This window comes from Photobacterium sp. Ph5 (assembly GCF_022129445.1).
Taxonomy (GTDB): domain Bacteria; phylum Pseudomonadota; class Gammaproteobacteria; order Enterobacterales; family Vibrionaceae; genus Photobacterium.
The window spans coordinates 25,016-49,004 of the sequence record NZ_JADQAQ010000034.1; the positions used below are offsets into that span (position 1 = coordinate 25,016).

The window sequence follows — 23,989 nt, forward strand, 5'->3', positions numbered from 1 at the left end:
ACAGCATTGTAAGTAGTTCATATTGTTTGAGCTCTATGTTACTGAGAAGGTAATCTCGTTTGGACCATTTTGTTTGGAATATCGACCCCGTTATGGTGTCAATCTTCGGTTTGAAGATTCATTGGTATGGTGTGCTATTTGCGTTAGCAATCACAGCTGGCTTCCAAGTTATGAAGTCAATATATGTACGTGAAGATAAACCTGTAGAAAGTTTAGATTCACTATTAATGTACGCCGTGGTTGGGATTATTATTGGCGCCCGTTTATTTCATGTCGTGTTCTACGATCCAGACTATTACTGGGCGAACCCAGGTCAAATTATTGCAGTATGGAATGGTGGGTTAGCGAGTCACGGCGGTGGTTTAGGTGTGATTCTAGCTGTTTACTTTTACACCAAGCGTTACAAGATTAACTTTATGTGGCTGCTTGATCGTTTAGCTATAGCTACAGCACTATTTGGTTTCTTTGTCCGTACTGGTAATTTCTTTAATTCAGAGATTTTAGGTAAGCCAAGCGATCTTCCTTGGGCGGTTATCTTCGAACGTGTTGATATGATCCCACGTCATCCTGTTATGTTGTATGAAGGTTTCTCTTACTTAGCTATCTTTATTCTATTGTTTACGCTTTATCGTAAAACCGACATTGGGAAATACAAGGGTCTACTATTAGGTTGGTTCTTAGTATTAGTGATGACTGTACGCTTCTTGCTAGAATTTATTAAAGTGCACCAAGCTGATTACTCAACTGACATGGTAATTAATACGGGTCAATTATTGAGTATCCCATTTATTCTTGTTGGTATTTTCCTTGTTATCAAAGGTCAAAAGGCACGTCGATTAGCCCTAGAAAAACAAAGCTAAAGCGATTGTCTATGTTATAGATATCAAAAAGCCGATCTTTTATGATCGGCTTTTTTGTTGTTATTAAATGACGCGATAAGATTAATAATTTTGTAAGCTAAATCAGTGGAATGGATACCAAAACAAACTGATGGACTCAACGCGGTGGAAAATACCAAAACCAAGTATTACAACAATAATAGCTAAAGCAATAAAATCATTTTTTGTCATTGGCTTTAAGCTATACCAAGTACGTTTTTTATTACGTCCAAAACCACGTAAAGTCATTGCATTGGAAATGACGTCAGCACGATCTAAGCTTGAGAAAATAAGCGGACCAAGAATCTTTGCTACATTACGAATACGTGTCATCACAGGTGCATTTTTTGAAATATCAACGCCACGTGCTTGTTGAGCATGCATAATGTTGGTGAAGTCTTTCATCACCTCTGGCAGATAACGTAAGGTTAAGCTAACAGCGTAAGCAACACGATAAGGTACTCCCAGTTTGTTCAAACTCGCTGAAAACTCTGTTGGGTGGGTTGTAAACACAAACACCAATGCAATAGGGAACATGCTGAAATACTTAAGTGTTACTGTTAACAAGTAGAACAACGTTTCAAGTGTAATATCATAATGACCAAAAAGATGGATCAAAATTGTTTTACTATGCATATAATCTGTGCCTTGTTGCGGCGCAATTAAGAACATAAATAATGCATTCATCAATAAAACGACAGCAGTACCCATAAGTAACGGTTTATAAACGTTGAAAGGTATTTTTGTTTCTTTAAGTAAGAACAAACCTAATATAATCAATCCACAGATAACGCGTAGATCAAAAGTCAGTAATACCATAGTAACCCAAGCCATAAAGAGAATGAGTTTAGTAATACCGTTTAGCGAGTGTAGCCATGAATGGGTATTAATATAGCTAATACCAAATTTTAATTTATTGGTTTTCATGATTATTTCGTTTTTGCTTCGTGCTCAATAAAACAACGGATAAAGTTATCGATACGTGTAATACCCATAGCTTCAGCCAATGTGTACAGGCTAGTTACTGTTAAGTTAGCTTTATCGAGTAGGGATGGTTGGCTAAAAATACGGTAAACACTGTCATCAGCAAGTAATTGGCTATCTGCTATAACAATGGCACGTTGCGTGTATTCCAGTACTAAATGCATATCATGAGAGATAATAATGATGGTGATACCAAGCTTTTCATTCAGCTCTTTAATGAACGCCATCATTGTGGTGTAGTGATAGTAATCTTGTCCTGCTGTTGGTTCATCTAGGATCAACAATTCAGGTTCTAACACAAGCATCGTAGCAATAGTTACACGTTTCTTTTGACCAAAACTCAGCGCATCAATGGGCCATTCACGGTAGCGACCTAAACCACATAACTCAAGCATGTGATTTACTTTTTCTTTTATTGTGTTTTCGTCAACACCACGGTTACGAAGCCCAGAGGCTACTTCATCGAAAATCATGTGATGTGAAATCATATGATTAGGATTTTGTAACACCACACCAATTTTATGGCTACGTTCAAAGATAGAACAATTGGCAAGATCTTTACCATTTAACGATATTGTGCCGCTATCTTGCTCTAATACTCCCATGATTAAACGGGTGATAGTTGACTTTCCTGAGCCATTTTTACCCATGATAGAAACAAATTCACCTTTATGAACATCAAAGCTAACATCATTAAGGGTGTTTTTTACGCCATCATAAGAGTAAGACAAGTTTTTAACACTTAATAAGATATCCTTAAATTCAGGTTCTTTTATTGGTGCAACTTGATGAAACCATTGTTCTAATTGTGGTTTAAATTTATCTAGCCCAAGAGTAGAGAAATAAGCTGGGTGATCATCTTTTGCAAGCGTACAGCCCGCTGCTTTGAGCGCTGAAATATACAGTGGCTCACGAATACCGTGCTGTTCAAGTACTGTACTTGATAATAATTCGTCAGGCGTCATATCTGCGACAATCTCACCACGGTTCATCATGATGATCCGATCCACAGGACGATGAAGAACATCTTCTAAACGGTGCTCAATGATGATCACTGTTTTACCTGTGTCTTTATGAAGATTATCAATAATCTCGATAGCGGCTTTGCCTGTTTTAGGGTCAAGACTTGCTAAAGGCTCATCAAATAGCAAAATATCAACGTCATCAACCATCACGCCAGCTAAAGATACACGTTGCTTTTGACCGCCACTTAAATCAAATGGTGAGTGATCTATGATTGAATTTAAATCAATCATGTCAGCGGTTGCTTGCACTATGTTATGCATTTCTTTTTGCGGGATCATTTGATTTTCAAGCGCAAATGCAATGTCTTCACCTACACTTAATCCGACAAATTGACCATCTGTATCTTGTAATACGGTACCAACCATACTAGTACAGTGATCAAGATCCATCTTCTGGGTATCTTTTTTATTAATAGTAAGAGAACCAGCGCAATCACCTTTAATTGCATGGGGAATTAAACCATTTAGGCATTGTCCCAATGTCGATTTTCCGCTACCACTGGGACCTACAATCACCACTTTTTCACCAGCATGAATAGTGAGGTTGATATTTTTTAGCGTTGGCTTTTCAAGTGCCCAATATTTAAATGAGAAATCAGTAAATTGAATAGCCATGCTTAATATGCCTCTTTGAGGTTGTAGCTTTGCTGTTTACGTTTAGCAACAGATGTCAAAATAAAGTGCCCCACAACAGCAATTAACGTTGTGTTACCTGCTGCAATAATGACAAGTTGGGCTAAGACTTTGGCAAAAGGTTCGGCATAAAGAATAGAGTCTAAAAAGGCAGAGCAACCATAACCTATCACATTGCCTAAGAATGCGAGTACTACAAATAGAGTGAAATCAAGTTTAGAAAATAAGCCTTTTTCCAAGCGTTCACGGGTTAGTTTTGGATATAAGCCAATGATCATACCGACAATACCTGAGCCTAACACCCAAGTGAACCAGACACCCCATCCGGCAAATAGGTCAGTAACCCAGTGGCCGATAAAACCAACGAGAAAACCAACTAATGGGCCAAATAGGACAGCGAATAGTGCTAGTACAGCCATAGCTGGCTTTAAAGTTGTGTTTGCAAAAACAGGAATACCAAACATAGGTAAACCACCAATGCCGTAAAGTGCAGCACCGATAGCAATCAAAACAACCGTTTTGGCTGAAAGACTCATAACTAAACCTTGTAAACTCTTGATAATTATTCAACGTATAGTGAACAACACATATAATACTGGATTCGCGTATGCTTTATGGTTAAGTAAATGTCACCGGTTTAGCAGCCATGCCAAAGTTGACGGCAACCGAAAGCAAGTCATGCTAGGTGTTGCCACTCAACGCGAATAATCCATTATAAAACAAGAGCGGTGTCGGCCTAATTTCTGAGTTCGAGAAGTCGAAATAAGAGTAGAACCAAAAGCGGCGCACATAATACTCTATTAAGTTGATGAAGGGAATGCTTTACATCTAGACGTCTAAAGAATGAACGACTTTGTTTAAATAAAAAATGGCAATTCAAATTCACCTGGTAACTTGCTGTTATTTTGTTCGATTTTTCATTGGGTTAGAGTTCTCATTGATGGTTTATTTTTTACAATATATTGGTTGTTCTTTTTATAAGGCTAGAAATGGAATTTTAATGGGCAAATAAGAGTCGTCGGGATTTTAGATGTGTGATGCGTGTTAGTTATTAGTGTTTTTTTGCGTTTATTTAGCCGTTTAAGTAAAAAAAATCACATAATCAATTACACTCAATAGAGTAGCGGCATCAAATCTCATTATAAATATAGCGTTAGTTCTAAATTTTATAAATTATAAGTAATATAACAAACTGTTATTTGATTGATAATTATAACTAATTGGAAATATTATATTTTTCACTTTATTTTTTTTTCGAAATAGGAAATAATTAGCGTGCGTTTTTTATTTTGAAGCGTGTATTAAAGAATAATGAAACAATTTATTGTCAAGCTTTAACTTGATACTAAACTTTGCACTGATACACAGAATCAGCATTTGGCGAAGTGTTAAGTTAAGGTAGAATTATGTAGTATTAGTAGTAGCTATCCTGCCATTCTGGCTGGGTGCAGAGCCAAATCATTGGAGATACAGCTTGATTAATGTATTCCTTGTAGATGATCACGAACTGGTTCGCACAGGGATTCGACGTCTTCTTGAAGATGTCCGTGGTATTAAAGTGGTAGGGGAAGCCGTCAGTGGTGAGGAAGCCGTAAAATGGTGCCGTAGCAATCATGCCGACATTATTCTTATGGATATGAATATGCCTGGTATTGGTGGACTTGAAGCAACCCGTAAGATTTTACGATTCAATCCTGATGTAAAAATTATTGTTTTAACGATTCATACTGAAAACCCATTCCCAACGAAAGTAATGCAAGCTGGTGCTGCAGGCTACTTAACGAAGGGGGCTGGGCCTGATGAAATGGTTAATGCGATTAGAATGGTAAACAGTGGTCAGCGTTACATTTCACCTGAAATTGCGCAGCAGATGGCGTTAAGTCAATTTGCATCAAATTCCGAGAACCCTTTTAAAGAGCTTTCTGAGCGTGAACTTCAGATAATGATGATGATCACAAAAGGGCAAAAGGTGACTGATATTTCGGAGCAGTTAAACTTGAGTCCGAAAACCGTTAATAGTTATCGCTATCGTTTGTTTAACAAGCTGGATATTAGTGGTGATGTTGAATTAACCCACCTTGCTATTCGACATGGAATGCTTGATACAGAGACGTTATAGTGTCAGATGTTCCAAACGAAAAAAGTTTTGATTCTCAAGCTTTTCTGAAAACAGTAACACACCAGCCAGGCGTCTATCGTATGTATGACGCCACTGGTGTGGTTATTTACGTCGGTAAAGCAAAAGATTTAAAAAAACGCCTTTCTAGCTACTTTAGAACTAATGTTACGGGTGAAAAAACTCGCGCATTGGTAAAAAATATCTGTAATGTGGATGTGACGGTTACCCATACTGAAACTGAAGCGCTTATCCTTGAACACAACTACATCAAACAGTATTTACCAAAATATAATGTATTACTGCGTGATGATAAGTCTTATCCTTATATTCTTCTTAGCGCGAGTAAGCATCCACGCTTGTCGATTCATCGTGGTGTTAAACGTCGTAAAGGGGAGTACTTTGGCCCATATCCTGATGCAGGTGCAGTACGAGAAAGCTTGCATTTGATGCAGAAAATTTTCCCTGTTCGTCAGTGTGAAGATTCCGTTTATGCTAATCGTAGTCGTCCTTGTTTAATGTATCAAATTGGTCGTTGTTCAGGCCCTTGTGTTGAAGGTTTGATCAGTGACGATGAATATCAACAGCAAGTACAATTAGTTCGGTTATTTTTACAGGGTAAAGATCGCCAAGTGATTAGTATTATGGTTGAGAAGATGGAGCAAGCAAGTCAAGCTTTAGAGTTTGAGCAAGCAGCTAAGTATCGAGATCAAATTCAAGCACTAAGGCGTATTCAAGAGCAGCAGTTTGTAAGCCAAGACAATGAAGATGATATTGATGTTATTGGTATAGCATACAGTAATGGGCTTGCGTGTATTCATGGATTATATATTCGTCAAGGTAAGATCTTAGGTAGTCGTAGTTATTTTCCTAAAGTGCCCGTTGATGCAACGTTAACAGAAGTCCTTTCAGGGTTTGTTACCCAATACTATTTCAACCAAGTGGAAGGTCGAGTGATCCCGAGTGTCATTTTATTAAGTGAAACGTTGGGGGAAGAAGGCGAAACGATTGCTAAAGCGCTAACCGAAATGGCTGGTCGTACTATCAGTTTTAAATACAACCCACGAGGGAGTCGTGCTCAGTACTTAAAATTGGCAAAGACGAATGCAGAAACCGCACTGACGAGTAAAATTAATCACCGTTTAACGATACAAGAGCGTTTCTTTGCTCTTCAACAAGCTTTAAACTTAAAGCCAATTTCGCGTATGGAATGTTTTGATATTAGCCATACCATGGGTGAAAAAACTGTGGCATCTTGTGTTGTTTTCAATCAAGAAGGGCCATTAAAGCAAGAGTATCGTCGTTATAACATTACTGGTATTACCGGTGGTGATGATTATGCAGCGATGGCGCAGGTTTTAGAACGTCGTTATGGTAAAAATATGGAATTGGATAAAATTCCAGACATAATTTTCATTGATGGCGGTAGAGGTCAGTTATCAACAGCGTATGATGTAGTTAAACCTTATATTGCTGATTGGCCAAAGCGACCTTTGTTAGTGGGTGTGGCAAAAGGTACAACACGAAAGCCTGGTTTAGAAACGCTCATATTTGTTACAGGTGAAGAGTTTTCTATGCCAAGCGATTCACCAGCGTTGCATTTGATCCAGCATATTCGTGATGAAAGTCATAACCATGCTATCAGTGGTCACCGCGCGCAACGTGCAAAAGTGCGTAAGCGTAGTAGCCTAGAAGATGTAGAAGGTATTGGGCCTAAAAGACGCCAAGCGTTGCTCAAATATATGGGTGGTATGCAAGAGCTGAAGAAAGCAAGTAAAGAAGAAATTGCCAAAGTACCAGGCATTAGCCCTGCTTTAGCAGAAAAAATAGTCGATGCATTGCAACATAATTAGTTCGCTGCACTTTTTTGGTTTAATTTACTGATAAATTCGCACCTAAGCAGACTTTGGAGTAGGCTAGGGAAGTAGATTAAACTCTGATTTTGAACATAAGAATAATATTATGCGTTTATCAATACCTAACATCTTAAGTTTCGTCCGGCTCATGCTTATCCCATTTTTTGTTATTGCCTTTTATGTGCCGTACGAGTGGTCTGCTTTTGCAACAGCGTTAATTTTTTGGGTCGCAGGTGTCACCGATTGGTTCGATGGCTACCTTGCTCGTAAATTAAATCAAACAACACGATTTGGTGCTTTTATCGATCCTGTTGCTGATAAACTCATGGTAGCAACCGCTTTAGTGTTAGTGGTTGAGCATTATCATTCAGTTTGGGTTACGATCCCTGCTGTGACCATGATTGGCCGTGAAATTATTATTTCAGCATTACGCGAATGGATGGCGGAAATTGGTAAACGTGCAAGTGTTGCTGTTTCTTGGGTAGGTAAAGTGAAAACAGCTTCTCAGATGTTTGCTCTATTATTGTTGTTATGGCACCCGCATGAATACGTTGTATGGTTAGGTTATGTATCTTTGTATGTAGCAATGGTATTAACGTACTGGTCAATGGTGCAATATTTAAAAGCAGCCAAAGGTGATTTGCTTAACGCCGAAAATCACTAGTAAGTCTTCTTTTTGAAAAGGTCTGATTAATCAGGCCTTTTTTATATCTCCAGTATTTGTTAAGACATCTTTTCTTGTTTATATTGAGTGAAATTTAAACGATTAAGGATGAGGGATCAGCGTAATGGAATACGCGCAAGAATACTCAAAGAAAGAAAAAACGGTTCGGATCTTAACTGGGGTGTTCGTTGGGGGAGTCATTTACTTTATTCATATAAGCTGGCTGATACCTATTATTAATGATGTTGTATCTCGTCCACATTGCTTTGAATGGTTAGGTTTTAATCTCGCTGATTATTTTTGGTATTTGGTGATGGTTGGTGTACCACTATTTGCTTTTACTATGAGTTGGATATTGATACCGCGAGCTATCGCAGGAATTCGTGAAAGGCGCTTTCCACCTAAAGCCGTAAAAGTCTATCGACCAACGAAAGTAAAAACAGGATTTTTGGCTTTGTTAATATCTGGCATGCATTTATTTATTCCCCTTGTACTTTTATTACTTGCTGCTTGGGGGTATCTACAAGCACCTTATTTTCCTGCGTTTGATAAGCAAGTGTTAGATCCTAATCTGTGTATAAAAGATAGTACTCATTAATGTTCAACATGCAGATTTAAAACTCTTTCTTGTTGAAAGTATATAATCTGCATGTTGATTTCTTGTTTTAATTGAAAGCTAATCTTCATCGTCACTATTAATAATGGTGACAGGACCATAATAATGGTGGTGGTGATGAGTGGTATAATGGTGGTGATGTGTATCTTTATGTGCAGATCCTGTTCCACCGTGAATATGATGTCCATGAGAGGGCTCATGGGCGCGATATTCTTCATGATCTTTATTATGTTTATGCTCTACATCATCATCGTAACGGTGTTCCATTTTTTCATGCGTTGAACTTTTAGTTTTTTGAGTAGCCATGAACGCCTCTGTTATCAGTAGATTTCGCTTATTAGTCTAGTTCATAACTATAAAAAACGTTGGTACCATTTGTTGCTTATATAAGTGCTAAAGACTTTTCATATGTTTGTAGCATCTCGCCGTTTAATGTCTTTGTGACCATCTTCTGACACCCCCTTTTTCCAATAACTACTAATGTAGATGAACTCTCTCTCAACATTTTTTTCATTACGGAAATATTGTCGTAGCTCACGCATCGTATCGAATTCACAGGCGGCCCAAATAGAGACTTTGCCATCTTTCCAAACTAATGACTTTACGATATTAGCTAACGAATCAGTGGCTGTTATCCATATGACGTCAATATTCTCAGGTGCTATTAATGGTTGTATATCATCTTTATCAATAACTTGAATAACAGCGTATCCTTTCGCATTGATTGGTAGCCTTTTTATTTTTGTCGTTAATGATGGCATGGCTGTCATGTCAGCAACCATAAAAAACCAATCAGCATCTTGATTGAGATCTTTAATTTCACCGGGGCCTAATAGACTAATTTTATCGCCTAATGATGCTTGTTTCGCCCATTTAGCAGCATAGCTGTGATCGTCTTGATGTGTACTATGGCGAACAAAATCAATTTTAATACTGTTGTCTTCAGGCAGAAATTCTTTAATGGTGTATGTACGCATAATAGGACGTTGCCCTTTCGGCATAATACTGATATCGGTGCTGCCATTTTCGGCAAACAGTAATTTTATATAGTTACCCGCACAATTTTTAGAAAATGCAGATAAGCATTCTCCTTGTAAAGTAATTCGTTGCATATTCGGTGTAATTTGTATGTTGTTTATCACTCTAACTTCGTTATTCATTTTTTAGTAATTGATAATGATTTTTATTTATATTAACAGGGTGGAGTGTAACAAGGTATGTTATTTACGTGTTTTTACATGTCTATTGGGAAAGGCTATGGAAATATTTGAGTGAATATCTATATTTATTCTCTAGAAGGGATAGGTATAATACATGCAATAAAACAATGTTCATTATTGGGTGGTTTATGTTTAAAAATAAAACAGTGTTAGTACTTGCAGGCGCACAAGGCATTGGTAAAGCGTGTAGTAAGTTATTGGCCTCTCAAGGTGCAAATGTCTATGTTGCTGATTGGAATATTGATGAAGCAACAGCAACAGCTGAAGAAATTAAACAAAATAACGGTAAAGCAACAGGCATGTTTTTTAATGCTTTTGATAACGATTCTTACGTGCCGTTGATTGACTCTATTCTTGAAAAAGAAGGAAAGATCGATGTATTGATTAACAACTTTGGTGGTGTTGATTTACGTAAAGATCGTGATTTAGCTCATACTGAACTGGTTGATTGGGAAAAGAATATGCTTGCTAACATTAATAGCGTATTCATTCCATCAAAAGCGATTATTCCAACAATGGTTAAGCATGGCGGTGGTAGCATTGTAAACATTTCATCACTGTCTTCTTTAAGTGCTGAAATGTCGAGTATCTCTTACGGTACTGCAAAAAATGCAATTAACCATATGACACGTCAAATAGCTATTCAATATGCTAGTTTTGGCATCCGTTGTAATGCAGTATTGCCAGGAATGATTGCAACAGATGCGGTGAAGAACAACTTGAACCAAGAGTTCATTGATAACTTCTTAGCAACTCAGCCAATTAAACGCATGGGTGAGCCTGAAGATATCGCAAACGCAGTAAGCTTCTTAGCAAGTGATCTTGCAGGTTTTATTACAGGTGTTTGTTTACCTGTGACTGGGGGCATGAATATAGCACCAGCACGTTATTATTTTGATGCTGATAAAGTCAGCTTTTAACCCTTAGTTTATATTTATCATTAACGGCTGCATTATGCGGCCGTTTTAAGTTGCTTTTATGAATTCTGTAAAAATATCATTTAAAGATTCACTGGTAGGTGCGGTTATCAATGCTGTGATTAACTACTTTGTTGCTGCTCATGCTTTTGCGGATAAATTGCATGTTCCAATGTCTTTAGATTTAATTTCGACAACGGAAGTATCAGTGTGGGGGCAAGCAGTATCATTATCGTTTGGTCTTGGCGCTATCTTGTCTTTCATTACGGCTAAAATATTTAGCTCACATACCTTAAAACAAGCGCCGTATTTACAGCCGCAAATTTCAGCGGTTAAATTTTCTAGTTTGTTATCGATCTCACTGAATAACACTATGTTCTTATTTGGTTGGTTTGTTGCTCTTGCAGTACTGTGGACGCATTATTTCGGTGTGATTCTTGTCCCTGTTATGTATGCCTCATTCATTGTTGCAGCTTTAGCATTTTTTGTGACGATATTAGTAGAGCAAAAAACGAAAAGTAGTTTGCTTCAGCGCTGGAAAGAAGTTGTGTAAATAAATCATTTAAAAATGCGGACTTGTACATAGTATTTAATGGGGATTAGTCAGGATTGCACTTAATTAGTTGCTAAGGTGAAAGTATTGTTAGTGACGGAGATAAAGAGATGATCCCCATTGATTCTTCTATTGTAGCGGGCGTTGCGTTATCAGAAATTGATGGCGTAATGAAGATGCTACTGATGAAGCGTGTGAAAGGTGGATATTGGTGCCATGTTGGTGGTTCTATCGAAGGTAATGAAACAGGTTGGCAAGCCATTGTCCGTGAGTTTAAAGAAGAAACCCAAATTGAAGTGGTAGATCTTTATAATGCCCAATATCTGCAACAGTTTTTTGAAGCTAACGTTAATGTGTTGCAAATTATTCCTGTTTTCGTCGTTATATGCCCACCCAATCAAGACGTAATACTTAACCATGAACATACAGATTATCAATGGTGCACACTAGAAGAAGCAAAAGCACTAACGCCATTTCCCAATCAGCATCGTGTTTTTGATCATGTATGGGCTTATTTTGTAGATAGGCCGATTGAGTCTCTTTTTAAAGTAGATATTAAGTAGAGTCTTTCAAGTTATTGAGGAAATTAAAAAGATGGGAAAAGTGATATTAAAAGGATTTATTGTTGTTCCTGAAGAAGAACTTAATATTGTTAGTAAAGCACTTGAGAAGCATGTCGAATTAACGAAGCAAGAATCTGGTTGTTTAGTTTTTAATGTTCATCAGCGCTCACATTCTCCTTGTTATTTTGATGTTTACGAAGAGTTTTCTAGTAATACTGCGTTCGAACATCATCAAAGGCGAGTCAAAGCATCTAAGTGGGGAAAAGTCACTTCAAATGTTGAGCGTCATTATGAGGTGTGGCAAACCGAGAACGAATAAAAGGACAATTCTATGGAGTTTTTGTTTCCCTATAAAATGACAATTTGGGTTATTGGCTCTGTGGGATTGTTGTTGCTATTGCAATTAATTGTGTTAGATATTGCTATTCTTAGTCAAAAGCATATCCCCGGTTTTACTATTGAAGCTAATCATGAATGCTTTTTATTTCGTGCTAATAGAGCATTAGCTAATAGCAATGAAAGCCTTGGGATCTTTATTGTATTCGTCCTGTTTGCATTATTTTCTCAGCCCATTGCTCACTGGATTAATGGTTTCGCTGTGGTTTATTTATTCGGACGAATAGGGCATATGTTGTGTTATTACTTTAATATGAAAATATTACGCAGCATCTTTTTTGTGGTGAGTTTATTGGGTCTCATTGGACTATTTGTTACCGCAGTTATGGCTTGGCTGTAAATTGAGTTATTTTGATTGTAAAAATAATAGTTACAAAACGTATTAAAGAAGGCACTTAAGTTTAGTCTTAAGTGCCTTTTTATTGGGTTGTGTTAGCTTACCTTACGGGCTACTTGATACTGATAAACTTTAGGATAGCTTTGTGTGTTGATCTCTTGTTTTGCTTGAAACCAATTTAAGCGATGAGTGAGGGTCGTCACACTGCCTATCACAATAAGAGCTGGGCTTTCTGCCTCTTTGGCTAATGTCTCTAAATGTGCTAAATCACCGGTATGTATTCGTTGTTGTGAACTGGTACCACGTTCAATGATAGCAATAGGTGTTGCCAGCGACATGCCATACGCACTGAGTTTATGGCGAATAACATGGCTCTGATTTAACCCCATATAAAAGACTAATGTGTGGTTAGCGCGAGCCAGTGATGACCAATCAATTTGATCTTTACCTTCTTTTAGATGTCCGGTAATAAATTGAACACTTTGTGCATGATCGCGATGGGTTAATGGAATTCCAGAATAAGCCGCACAACCGGATGCTGCTGTAATACCAGGTACCACTTCAAAAGGAATATTAAACGGCAATAAGGCTTCTAGTTCTTCACCCCCACGGCCAAAAATAAACGGGTCACCGCCTTTAAGTCTAATCACTAATTTTCCGCTGAGTGCTTGCGCTACCAGTATTTGGTTAATATCACCTTGTGGCACACAGTGATTCCCCGCTTCTTTACCTACAAAAATATGCTCACAATGTTGAGGGAATAGCTCAACAATCTCCTTAGATACAAGGCGATCATAGACGATGACATCAGCCTGTTGAATACAACGTAATGCTTTTACTGTTAACAAATCAGGATCACCAGGACCTGCACCAACAAGTATTACTCTACCGATAGCAGCAGGTTTTTCTTCTGAGGTTGGCAGTGAAAACACAGTTTCATTTGTTGTCATTCTATTAGCTCCAGGCTGATTTTTATTTTAGGTCGTCAATTAAGCGGCTTGCTGCTGGGGTTCTGTTTTCTGTGCAGAGCCTAAATATGGGCGTTGGTTGCGAGGTGTAGTGAACCAGTAGCCTAAGCCCATAAATACAACACCTGAAATTGTGTTACCTAACGTTACCCAGAATAAGTTATGACCAATTCCCGCTAGGGTGAATGCTTCCTTATGTTGACCAAACCATGAAAGAGCAAAGATGGTCATGTTAGCAATAGAGTGCTCATAACCTGATGCAATGAAGGCAAGTAAGCACCACCAAATAGCAATAAATTTAGCTGAGCCTTCAACACGCTGACACATCCAAATAGCTAAACAAACGAGCCAGTTACATAATATACCTTTAAATAAAAGCACCGATGCTGAAGCGTCTGTTTTTGCAAAAGCGACGTTATTTAATAAACTATTTGTATCAGGTAATAGCTTTCCGCCACCTGCGTAGAAAAACAGTAAAGCGACGCCAACCGAGCCCAGTAAGTTTCCCATCCAAGTTTGTGGTAAAACACGAAGTGTATCGGCGACAGTGATTTGGCCTGTTTTAACACCAAAAGTTAAAAACATAGTATGTCCGGTGAATAACTCAGATCCCGCAATAATTACTAGGGTAAGAGCAATACCAAAGGTTGCTCCCATAACAAGGGGGCGAACAGAGGGATCAACCATGTTCCCTAAAGTGAAAATCAGAATGATGCCAAGACCAACATAAGCACCTGCCATGGCTGAGCTTAACCAAAACCCGAATTTTTCCTTATCTGCGAATTCAACGATACGTGCGGCATTGGCTGAACATTTTTTGATTGTGTCTGCGTACATAGTTTTGTCCCTGTATAAAATTAAACTCTTTGGCATAAATAAGTTCGATACTGGCTTGTTACTTATGCCAAAAAGTGGGAAGTAGTACTGAGGCTACTTCCCATTTTTATCGTTACAGTTGGACTAACACATTGCCGTCTTTAACTTTGACGTTGTAGCTTTCAATGCTCATGGCTGGATTTTCTAAACAACGACCGTCAAGCAGTGAAAAGCGCTGCTTTTTTAATGGGCTAGCGACCCATAATTCATGTTTATGCTGGCAAATAAGCCCGCGAGATAACACATTGGATTTTGAAAAAGGATCCATGTTATTTATCGCAAAGACTTGTTCGCTATGATCAGGACGAAATATGGCAACTTGCTTGTTTTCAATAAGGGCGCACACGCCAGTACCTGGAATTAAATCGTCTAATTGGCATGCAGTGATCCAAGAACTCATACATTTTCCTCCAATGAAATGGTGTAGGTGTGGGCTTTTTCTTCGTTAGATGCAGGGCGATGTTGGTCACGGCTGGGTACAAACACGACGTTATCATCACGCTTATCACTGTTAATAAAGTGACTAAAGCGTTTTAGTTGTTGTTCATTATCTAACGTATTTGACCATTCACATTGGTAAGAGTTAATCAGCTTTTCAATATCAGCTTCAAGTTGATCGTTAATGCCCAGTTTGTCGTTAATAATTACTTCACGTAGATATTCAACACCACCATCAAGGCTTTCTAACCATGTTGAAGTGCGCTGTAGCTTGTCTGCTGTACGTACATAAAACATGAGGTAGCGATCAACGTATTTGATTAAGGTGTCGTGATCGAGATCGGCTGCCAGTAAATCACCGTGGCGAGGCTTCATACCACCGTTACCACCAACATACATATTCCAGCCTGCATCTGTTGCAATAAGACCTAAGTCTTTGCCCTGTGCTTCAGCACATTCGCGGGTACAACCTGATACACCAAACTTCATTTTGTGAGGGGTACGAATACCTTTGTAGCGGTTTTCTAGTTCAACACCTAAGCCGACACTATCTTGTACACCAAAGCGGCACCATGTGCTTCCGACACAGGTTTTCGCCATACGTAGCGCTTTGGCATAGGCTTGTCCTGTTTCAAATCCTGCTTCAATTAAACGTTGCCAAATGGCAGGTAAATCATCTTTCTGTGCGCCAAATAAACCGATACGTTGTGCACCTGTGATCTTGGTATATAAATTATAATCATTAGCGACTTGTGCAACGGCGAGTAATCCTGCTGGTGTGACTTCACCGCCAGCCATACGAGGGATCACTGAATAAGTGCCATCTTTTTGCATGTTGCCAAGGAAAATGTCGTTGGTATCTTGCAGTGGGGTATTTTGAGGTGTGAGTACATAATCGTTCCAGCAAGAAGCTAAAATAGAGCCAACGGTTGGCTTACATACTTCACAGCCGTAACCTTCGCCGTATTTAGTTAGTAGCTCATCATAGGATTTTATCTCTTCAATTCGGATCAAGTGGAATAACTCTTGGCGAGAATAAGCGAAGTGTTCACAGAGGTGATTATTCACTTCAATACCGGCTTTTGCTAATTCACTGTTTAATACTTGCGTGATAAGAGGTAAACAACCGCCACAGCCTGTACCCGCTTTGGTAACGGCTTTGATTTCGCCTAATGTTGTGTGTCCTTCAGCAACAGCTGCTGCAATCTTGCCTTTAGTCACGTCAAAACAGGAGCACATCACTGCACTTTCTGGTAAGGATTCCACGCCCATGGCTGGTTTTTCTGCACCCGCATGAGCAGGTAAGATTAAACTGTCAGGGTTTTCTGGTAGCTCAATATTGTTTAGCGATAATTGTAAAAGGTTGCCGTAATTTGATGTGTCACCAACAAGTACAGCACCAAGAAGATATTTTCCATCTTCAGAAACAATAATACGTTTATAGACTTCTTCTTTCTCGTTTAAATAGACGTAGCTTTTACAGTTTTCAGTACGACCATTAGCATCACCAATACTGCCAACTTTTACGCCGAGTAGCTTTAGCTTAGCGCTCATATCAGCACCTTCAAACTGCTGCTTTTCACCTAATAAGTGACCAACCGCAATTTGTGCCATTTTGTAACCTGGCGCCACTAAGCCAAAGAACATGTTATTCCAAGAGGCACATTCACCGATGGCGTAAACATCAGCATCTGATGTTTGGCAAACGTTATTAATTGCAATACCACCACGTTGACCTGTTGTTAGTCCACATTGTGTGGCTAATTTATCTTGTGGGCGAATGCCGGTAGAGAACACGATGAAATCAACTTCAAGAGAAGTGCCATCTGCAAATTGGAGTGTATTACGTGCATTTTGACCAGAAGGGATGATCTCTTGGGTATTTTTACCGGTGTGAACATTTACGCCGAGTTGTTCTATTTTATTTCGTAGCTGCTGACCACCTTGAGGATCAAGCTGCTCAGCCATAAGGACATTAGCAAACTCAATAACATGGGTTTCAACGCCCAGTGCTTTTAGTGCGCCAGCCGCTTCTAAACCAAGTAGTCCGCCACCGATAACAACGCCACTTTTACTGCGTTTAGCGGTTAATTCAATCGCTTTAAGATCTTCGAACGTGCGGTAAACAAAACAGTCTTTGTTTTCGCTACCTTTAATGGGTGGAACCCAAGGGTAAGATCCGGTTGCCATGATGAGTTTATCGTAGCGAATTTCACGGCCGGTATTGGAAAGAATAAGTTTTTGTTCACGGTTAATGTTAATCGCACGTTCACCGAGCAAAACATTGATTCCATGTTTTTCGTAAAGCCCTTGTTTAACAAGAGAAAGCTCATCAGCCGTGTGGTGAGAGAAATATGAAGATAAATGTACTCTGTCGTATGCGACACGAGGCTCTTCACAAAACACCGTTACTTCGTAGTTTTCGATATCCGATCTATCAATTAATTCTTCGATGTAACGGTGGCCGACCATACCGTTGCCGATAATTGCCAATTTAACTTTACTCATAACACCTACTTCACCATGCCTTAAATTGGTTGTAGTGTATTAAGACAAAATGTGAAGAAATATGATTTAAATCAAGTGGCATTCTAAATACTACTTTAGAGGTATTCAAATAAAATCAATGAATTAGATTTATACCTTGATGAAAAATGTATTGCCGTCTTTTCGTGTGTTTGTTTGTTGTTTTTTTATATTATTGAATTTTAATGATATTTATGTTTTTTATACTTTTATGGGCGCAATGTTAAAGCTTGTTTTAAATCATTTCATGGCCCTATTGTGTGAAAATTAACCGAGCTGATGGTTTGTAAAAGTTTGTATCTTTTTATTTGTTAATATTGTTTTTTATTAATATGTTGTGGTATTTTTGCTCGGTCTTCGCTTGAGTAAGATAATAAAGTAGTTCACTTAGTAATTACGCAGTAGGTATTTGTGCTTAGCAGCATAAATAGAAGGGAATTAATACGATGTTCAGTTTTTTAATAGCTGACACATATTTAAGGAACCCAACAGTGAATCTGTTATCACTTTCATTTCATTTTGGTTTTCATTTACCGAAATACCGTATTATTACGGAGCCTTGATCGTTTCTGATCGAAAATCACACTGAATATTACGATGCATATTGTTGCAGATGCTTGTTGCTTCTACACATTTGTATTTTGAGTGTGATTTTATCTTTAAAAATATCTTAACTCGGTATTTATATCGTTATTAATATAGTTTTTACTTATCTTTTGTTACGTTTTTTGTGCAAAAGTTAAGTGATGACAGGAACGAAATATGTCTACACTTTTTAATTTTGGCGACACTGATCTATCTACAACAGTGCCTGTTGTTAATGGTTTATATGACTTAACGCTTGATGAATTGTTATTAAGCCAAGAGCACTATGAATCTGATGTACGCTCATACCCAAGACGTTTACCGTTAGCAATCGCGAAAGCGGCAGGTGTATTAGTTGAAGATACCCGAGGGCAATTATTTGTTGATTGCTTAGCTGGGGCGGGAACGCTAGCACTTGGCTATAATCATCCAGAAATTAATAAGTCAATTGTTGAACAATTAGAATCAGGCTTACCATATCAAACTCTTGATATAACAACGGTTGTTAAAGATAGATTTATTAAGCAATTGTTGAACTTTCTCCCCGAGTCGTTTGCAAATAATGCTTGTGTACAATTTTGTGGTCCAACAGGGGCTGATGCTGTAGAAGCTGCGATTAAACTAGCCAAACAAACAACAGGTAGAAATACCATGGCAGCTTTTCATGGTGCTTATCATGGAATGACCAATGGCACGATGGCGATGATGGGAAATTTGAACACTAAATCTCGCCGTCAAGGGTTAATGGCTGATGTACATTTCCTGCCATTCCCATATTCATTGCGCTGTCCGTATGGTTTGTCTGGCGATGAAGGCGCAAAACAAAGCTTACGTTATATCGAACGTATGCTGAGTGACGATGAAAGCGGAATTCAAAAACCTGCAGCCATCATTGTAGAGCCTGTTCAAGGTGAGGGCGGGGTTATTCCTGCGCCTGCTTTTTGGCTGCGAGAATTGCGTCGAATAACGCAAGAGCATGGCATTCTTCTTATCTTTGATGAGATCCAATGTGGTATTGGTAAAACGGGTCACAATTTTGCGTTTGAAGAATCAGGGATCACGCCCGATATTCTTTGTTTATCAAAAGCGGTAGGCGGTGGTTTGCCAATGTCAGTCCTTATTTTTAATAAAGAGATTGATAGTTGGAATCCTGGAGAGCATACCGGCACATTTCGTGGCAACCAGTTAGCGATGGCAACAGGGGCTAAAACGTTAGAAATAATTGAACGGGATGGTTTAGTTGAGCATGCTCAAAAAGCCGGTATGTATCTGCGTCGCGGTTTAGAAAAAGTGGCGGCTCAAACCAGTTGTATTGCTGAAGTGCGCGGTAAAGGTTTAATGTTGGGCATTGAAATTGTTCAATCTGATGGTAGTAAAAATAAGTTTGGTGAGCCAGTCGCCGATCCTGAGTTAACTGCTGCAATTCAACGCTCTGCATTAGAGCGCGGTTTGATTATTGAAAAAGGTGGGCGTCAAGGCTCGGTATTACGTTTTTTACCGCCTCTTATTATTAGTTTTGAACAGCTTGATTTTGTTATTAATACGATTAAAGAGGCTATTGAGGTACATGTTGAACCGACTGAACAAGGATTGGTTTTAGAGTCGGATAATAAAGCTAATTGGAAGGAGTACTTTATTCAAACGGGTAAAGGCGGATCTGAGAGTTTTGAAACGGCGCTGAATCAAACGACTCAAGTGCTGAAAAAAGTCTTTGAACAAACTAATCAGCCTTATTCGGGGATGGATCCTCAATTATTAAAAACGCTAATAAATGGCATTGACCTAAATCAGCCGCAATCCTCACTTGATGCTGTGATTGATCAAACAGGCGATCTTATCGCGAAGCACTCAATTATGGTGCAACACCCGTATTGTATTGCGCATTTACATACTCCGCCACTTGTCCCTGCTATTGCTGCAGAAGCTTTTATTGCAGCATTGAATCAGTCAATGGATTCTTGGGATCAAGCCAGTGCAGCAACGTTTGTTGAGCAGAAAATCGTTGATTGGTTGTGCGATGTTTATCAACTAGGTCAGCAAGCGGATGGTGTATTCACCAGTGGGGGAACACAAAGCAACCTGATGGGATTATTGTTAGCACGTGATTGGGCTGCCGACACTATCTCTGGTCATAATATTCAGCAACAAGGTTTGCCATCATACGCGGATAAACTACGTATATTATGTTCGAAAAAATCCCATTTCACGGTGCAAAAATCAGCGTCGTTGATGGGGCTTGGTGAACAATCTGTAGTCTGTGTTGATACTAATCCTGATGGCACTATTCAATTAGCATCTTTAATTACCACGATTGAAGCATTAAAAGTAGATGATCTTATTCCGTTTGCAGTTGTTGGAACAGCAGGAACAACAGATCACGGCGCAATTGATGATCTTACAGGATTGGCAGATATTTCTGCTCGTCACAATCTTTGGTTCCATGTTGATGGTGCATACGGTGGCGCTCTCATTTTAAGTCGTCATCAAAGTCGTTTGCATGGTATTGAAAAAGCTGATTCGTTAAGCGTTGATTTTCATAAGCTTTTCTTTCAACCGATTAGCTGTGGTGCAGTGTTAGTGAAAGATAAAGCGCACTTTAAATACCTGCTCCACCATGCAGATTATCTTAATCGTGAAGATGATTTACTGCCAAATTTAGTGGATAAATCAATAGCAACAACTAAGCGTTTTGATGCTTTAAAAGTGTTAATGACAATGCAAAGCGTTGGCGCTGATGCATTAGGTGAAATGTACGATCATCTTATTAATCAAACGCAACATGTCGCCGATTTAGTTAATCAACAACCGCAATTTGAGTTATTGGCCGATCCTGCTTTATCTACAGTGTTATTCCGTTTTGTAGGTGAAGGAGCAAACTTAAATGAGCAACAACTTAACCAACTGAATAAACAATTGCGCATAGATGCCTTAGTACAAGGACAAGCCGTACTGGGTGAAACTGTTGTTGACGATAAAGTGGCATTAAAGTTCACGATTTTAAACCCGTGTTTAACTATTAACGATTTTAAAACCTTATTGAATAAAGTCTCTCAATTAGGTCAATCGCTATTGTCTTCGACTCAGTAATACAACCACACAGATAAATGAATTTAGAAGGAAATAAATAATGGCTATTTTACAAATTGGTGCTGGTGGTGTTGGCTGGGTTGTCGCACATAAAGCGGCGCAAAATAATGACGTACTTGGCGATATTACATTAGCTTCTCGTACAATTGGCAAATGTGAAAAGATCATTAGCTCGATTGATAAGAAAAATAATTTAAAAGATCCGACAAAGACAATTCAAGCACGTGCTGTCAATGCCGACGATGTTGACGCATTAGTTGCTTTAATTGAAGACGTGAAACCTGATTTAGTTATTAATGCAGGGCCTCCGTGGGTCAATATGTCGATAATGGAAGCGTGCTATGAAGCGAAAGTTTCTTATCTCGATACTTCTGTTGCTGTTGATTTATGCTCTGAAGGTCAGCAAGTGCCTCAAGCTTATGATTGGCAATGGGGTTACCGTGAGAAATTCAAGCAAGCAGGCATTACAGGTATTTTAGGTGCGGGTTTTGATCCTGGTGTGGTGAGTGTTTTTGCAGCGTATGCAGTAAAGCATTTGTTTGATGAAATCGACAGCATTGATGTAATGGATGTCAATGCAGGCGATCACGGTAAGAAGTTTGCGACTAACTTTGATCCAGAAACCAATATGTTAGAAATCCAAGGCGATTCTTTCTATTGGGAAAATGGTGAATGGAAACAAGTGGGTTGTCATAGCCGTATGCTTGAATTTGATTTCCCGCTGGTGGGGAAACATAAAGTTTATTCTATGGCGCATGATGAAGTACGTTCAATGCAGGAATTTATTCCAGCAAAACGTATTGAGTTTTGGATGGGCTTTGGTGATAAATACCTAGATTACTTCAATTGTATGCGTGATATTGGCTTATTAAGTCCAGATCCACTAACGCTGCATGATGGCACTGTTGTACAACCACTTCATGTTTTAAAAGCGTTATTGCCTGATCCGACATCATTAGCGCCGGGTTACACAGGAAAAACCTGTATAGGTACTTGGATACAAGGCAAGAAAGAGGGTAAAGAACGCAGTGTGTTTATCTACAACAACGCTGATCATGAAGTGGCGTATGAAGATGTAGAGCATCAAGCAATTTCATACACAACAGGTGTTCCTGCTATTACTGCCGCATTACAGTTCTTTAATGGTAAATGGGCTGATAAAGGTGTGTTCAATATGGAGCAGCTAGACCCTGACCCATTCTTAGCGACAATGCCAACAATTGGCTTAGATTGGCATGTACAAGAATTGCCCGTCGGTCAGCCTGATATTCAAATTTTAAAATAAGACAATCCTATTTAAGCGAGCTTTTATGATGATCCAAGCTCGCTTTCTTATTTCTACATAAAAGAAGAGAAAGCCATCTTGAAAACCCCTTACTTCATGATTGATGAGCAGAAGCTGATCGATAATTTAGAGCAAGCCAAAAAGTTAAAACAATTATCTGGTGTAAAACTGGTACTCGCGTTGAAGTGTTTTTCAACATGGGGTGTGTTTGATGTCATGAAGCCTTATCTTGACGGTACAACCAGTAGTGGGCCATTTGAAGTCAGGTTAGGCGCTGAAAAATTTGGTGGTGAAACTCATGCTTATAGCGTTGGGTATAGCCAAGAAGATGTAGAAGAGGTACTAGAGTACTGTAATAAAATTATTTTTAACTCCGTTTCTCAATTGCAAGCCCATCGCCATTTGGCTGACGGCAAAGCGTCAGTTGGTTTACGTTTAAATCCGGGGATAAGTTGTGCAGGGCAAGATTTAGCTGATCCTGCTCGTCAGTATTCGCGTTTAGGAGTGCAAGAAAACCTATTAACAGATGAATTGTTTGATGATCTCGATGGCGCGATGTTTCATATGAACTGTGAAAATAAAAGTGCGGATGCGTTTATTGCGTTATTAGATTCTATATCAGACCGGTTCGGGCGTTATTTGGAAAAACTTGATTGGGTGAGTTTAGGTGGCGGTGTTTTCTTCACTTGGCCTGATTACGAGTTAGAAAAGTTATCTCTTGCATTAAAAGCATTTGCTTCCCGATTTAATGTCCAATTATATCTAGAGCCAGGCGAAGCCATTATTACTCAAACAGCAGATTTGGTTGTGACTGTGGTTGATATTGTCGAAAATAAAATGAAAACGGCAATTGTAGATAGTGCGACAGAAGCGCATCGACTCGATACATTAATTTATAATGAGCCCGCCACAATTAGTGAAGCTTCTGAAAAGGGGAGTTATCAATACGTGATTGGCAGTTGTTCTTGTTTAGCGGGTGACCAATTCTGTGTAGCTAACTTTGAACAGCCATTAGCTATTGGACAGAAATTACACATAGCAGATAGTGCGGGATATACCATGGTGAAGCTTAATTGGTTCAATGGCTTAAGAATGCCTAGTATTTATTGCCGTAGAATCGATGGTGGCGTGGAAAAATTAAACGAATTTACTTATCAAGACTTTGAGTCTTCATTGTCGCGTTTTTCAATTTCGTAAATGAGACAAAGTTAATAATTAAAGATTGTCTGGTTTTTGATCATTTACGGGCTGAAATATAGGTTGATGTAATGGAAAATGACCAATTAAATAAAAAGTCATAATTTTTCGTTGACTGATTCTGTAAAATCAGTAAATTACACCACGTACCGCAGCGGGGTGACTCGCAAAGGACAAAAGATTCTGAAAAAGTTAACTTCTTCAGAAACAACGTTGGCGCGTTGGCAGAGTGGCTATGCAGCGGATTGCAAATCCGTGGACCTCGGTTC

At 38.8% G+C, this 23,989-nt stretch carries 22 protein-coding genes; 13 read left to right on the top strand and 9 right to left on the bottom strand.

All coding sequences use genetic code 11. From position 1 onward, the window contains the following. Positions 1–59: 59 nt before the first annotated feature. Complete coding sequence (gene lgt / locus I3259_RS13590) at positions 60–860, top strand: prolipoprotein diacylglyceryl transferase (protein ID WP_238030110.1); 801 nt, start codon at positions 60–62, stop codon at positions 858–860. A gap of 102 nt (positions 861–962) precedes the next feature. Here the strand turns inward: lgt and I3259_RS13595 are convergent, their stop codons facing one another. The 3 genes from I3259_RS13595 to I3259_RS13605 are packed head-to-tail and all read right to left on the bottom strand — an operon-like array spanning position 963 to position 4,056. Next, positions 963–1,805: an energy-coupling factor transporter transmembrane component T gene (locus tag I3259_RS13595; RefSeq protein ID WP_238030111.1), complete on the bottom strand. Its 843-nt coding sequence runs from the start codon at positions 1,803–1,805 to the stop codon at positions 963–965. Between the two features lie 2 nt (positions 1,806–1,807). Beyond that, on the bottom strand, positions 1,808–3,502 hold the full coding sequence (locus I3259_RS13600; protein ID WP_238030112.1) for an ABC transporter ATP-binding protein: 1,695 nt from the start codon (positions 3,500–3,502) through the stop codon (positions 1,808–1,810). 2 nt (positions 3,503–3,504) lie between these two features. Beyond that, complete coding sequence (locus I3259_RS13605; RefSeq protein WP_005368393.1) at positions 3,505–4,056, bottom strand: ECF-type riboflavin transporter substrate-binding protein; 552 nt, start codon at positions 4,054–4,056, stop codon at positions 3,505–3,507. Between the two features lie 938 nt (positions 4,057–4,994). Here I3259_RS13605 and uvrY point away from each other — a divergent pair. From uvrY to I3259_RS13625, 4 genes are all read left to right on the top strand, one after another. Further along, positions 4,995–5,639: a UvrY/SirA/GacA family response regulator transcription factor gene (gene uvrY / locus I3259_RS13610; protein WP_008987315.1), complete on the top strand. Its 645-nt coding sequence runs from the start codon at positions 4,995–4,997 to the stop codon at positions 5,637–5,639. Beyond that, positions 5,639–7,489, top strand: a complete 1,851-nt coding sequence (uvrC, locus tag I3259_RS13615) for an excinuclease ABC subunit UvrC (RefSeq protein WP_346015696.1) — start codon at positions 5,639–5,641, stop codon at positions 7,487–7,489. Before uvrY ends, uvrC begins: the two co-directional genes overlap by 1 nt. Before the next feature lie 109 nt (positions 7,490–7,598). Further along, positions 7,599–8,156 (top strand): CDP-diacylglycerol--glycerol-3-phosphate 3-phosphatidyltransferase, encoded by a 558-nt coding sequence (gene pgsA, locus I3259_RS13620; protein WP_005368388.1) that lies wholly within the window; start codon positions 7,599–7,601, stop codon positions 8,154–8,156. Between the two features lie 124 nt (positions 8,157–8,280). Beyond that, positions 8,281–8,754 (top strand): hypothetical protein, encoded by a 474-nt coding sequence (locus I3259_RS13625; RefSeq protein ID WP_238030113.1) that lies wholly within the window; start codon positions 8,281–8,283, stop codon positions 8,752–8,754. Positions 8,755–8,832: 78 nt separating this feature from the next. Here the strand turns inward: I3259_RS13625 and I3259_RS13630 are convergent, their stop codons facing one another. Together I3259_RS13630 and I3259_RS13635 are read right to left on the bottom strand one after the other, a co-directional pair. After that, positions 8,833–9,078: a hypothetical protein gene (locus I3259_RS13630; protein WP_238030114.1), complete on the bottom strand. Its 246-nt coding sequence runs from the start codon at positions 9,076–9,078 to the stop codon at positions 8,833–8,835. 98 nt (positions 9,079–9,176) lie between these two features. Further along, positions 9,177–9,932 carry a siderophore-interacting protein gene (locus I3259_RS13635; RefSeq protein ID WP_238030115.1) on the bottom strand — a complete coding sequence of 252 codons (756 nt, stop codon included), beginning with the start codon at positions 9,930–9,932 and terminating at the stop codon, positions 9,177–9,179. Between the two features lie 188 nt (positions 9,933–10,120). On the opposite strand from I3259_RS13635, the gene I3259_RS13640 reads away from it, so the two are divergent. The 5 genes from I3259_RS13640 (at position 10,121) to I3259_RS13660 (ending at position 12,761) form a co-directional block, all read left to right on the top strand. Next, complete coding sequence (locus I3259_RS13640; RefSeq protein WP_238030116.1) at positions 10,121–10,912, top strand: SDR family NAD(P)-dependent oxidoreductase; 792 nt, start codon at positions 10,121–10,123, stop codon at positions 10,910–10,912. Between the two features lie 58 nt (positions 10,913–10,970). Next, positions 10,971–11,462, top strand: a complete 492-nt coding sequence (locus tag I3259_RS13645) for a permease (RefSeq protein WP_238030117.1) — start codon at positions 10,971–10,973, stop codon at positions 11,460–11,462. 110 nt (positions 11,463–11,572) lie between these two features. Next, positions 11,573–12,025: an NUDIX domain-containing protein gene (locus tag I3259_RS13650; RefSeq protein ID WP_238030118.1), complete on the top strand. Its 453-nt coding sequence runs from the start codon at positions 11,573–11,575 to the stop codon at positions 12,023–12,025. A 31-nt stretch (positions 12,026–12,056) separates the two neighbouring features. Further along, positions 12,057–12,344: an antibiotic biosynthesis monooxygenase gene (locus tag I3259_RS13655; protein WP_238030119.1), complete on the top strand. Its 288-nt coding sequence runs from the start codon at positions 12,057–12,059 to the stop codon at positions 12,342–12,344. Between the two features lie 12 nt (positions 12,345–12,356). Continuing rightward, positions 12,357–12,761, top strand: coding sequence for an MAPEG family protein (locus I3259_RS13660; protein WP_238030120.1), 405 nt, complete (start codon positions 12,357–12,359; stop codon positions 12,759–12,761). 92 nt (positions 12,762–12,853) lie between these two features. On the opposite strand, the gene cobA is transcribed toward I3259_RS13660, so the two are convergent. From cobA to nirB, 4 genes are all read right to left on the bottom strand, one after another. Continuing rightward, positions 12,854–13,708, bottom strand: a complete 855-nt coding sequence (gene cobA / locus I3259_RS13665) for a uroporphyrinogen-III C-methyltransferase (RefSeq protein ID WP_238030121.1) — start codon at positions 13,706–13,708, stop codon at positions 12,854–12,856. Between the two features lie 39 nt (positions 13,709–13,747). Beyond that, positions 13,748–14,563 carry a nitrite transporter NirC gene (gene nirC / locus I3259_RS13670; protein WP_238030122.1) on the bottom strand — a complete coding sequence of 272 codons (816 nt, stop codon included), beginning with the start codon at positions 14,561–14,563 and terminating at the stop codon, positions 13,748–13,750. A 112-nt stretch (positions 14,564–14,675) separates the two neighbouring features. Beyond that, positions 14,676–15,002 (bottom strand): nitrite reductase small subunit NirD, encoded by a 327-nt coding sequence (gene nirD, locus I3259_RS13675; RefSeq protein WP_238030123.1) that lies wholly within the window; start codon positions 15,000–15,002, stop codon positions 14,676–14,678. Then, positions 14,999–17,548, bottom strand: coding sequence for a nitrite reductase large subunit NirB (nirB, locus tag I3259_RS13680; protein ID WP_238030124.1), 2,550 nt, complete (start codon positions 17,546–17,548; stop codon positions 14,999–15,001). Before nirB ends, nirD begins: the two co-directional genes overlap by 4 nt. Before the next feature lie 780 nt (positions 17,549–18,328). Here nirB and I3259_RS13685 point away from each other — a divergent pair. The 3 genes from I3259_RS13685 to nspC all read left to right on the top strand — a co-directional run bounded on the left by I3259_RS13685 (position 18,329) and on the right by nspC (position 23,720). After that, on the top strand, positions 18,329–21,238 hold the full coding sequence (locus I3259_RS13685; RefSeq protein ID WP_238030125.1) for a pyridoxal phosphate-dependent class III aminotransferase: 2,910 nt from the start codon (positions 18,329–18,331) through the stop codon (positions 21,236–21,238). Between the two features lie 40 nt (positions 21,239–21,278). Then, entirely contained in the window at positions 21,279–22,523 is a 1,245-nt protein-coding gene (locus tag I3259_RS13690; RefSeq protein WP_238030126.1) for a carboxynorspermidine synthase, read from the top strand. Between the two features lie 78 nt (positions 22,524–22,601). Next, positions 22,602–23,720 carry a carboxynorspermidine decarboxylase gene (nspC, locus tag I3259_RS13695; protein ID WP_255721170.1) on the top strand — a complete coding sequence of 373 codons (1,119 nt, stop codon included), beginning with the start codon at positions 22,602–22,604 and terminating at the stop codon, positions 23,718–23,720. Positions 23,721–23,989 lie beyond the last annotated feature (269 nt).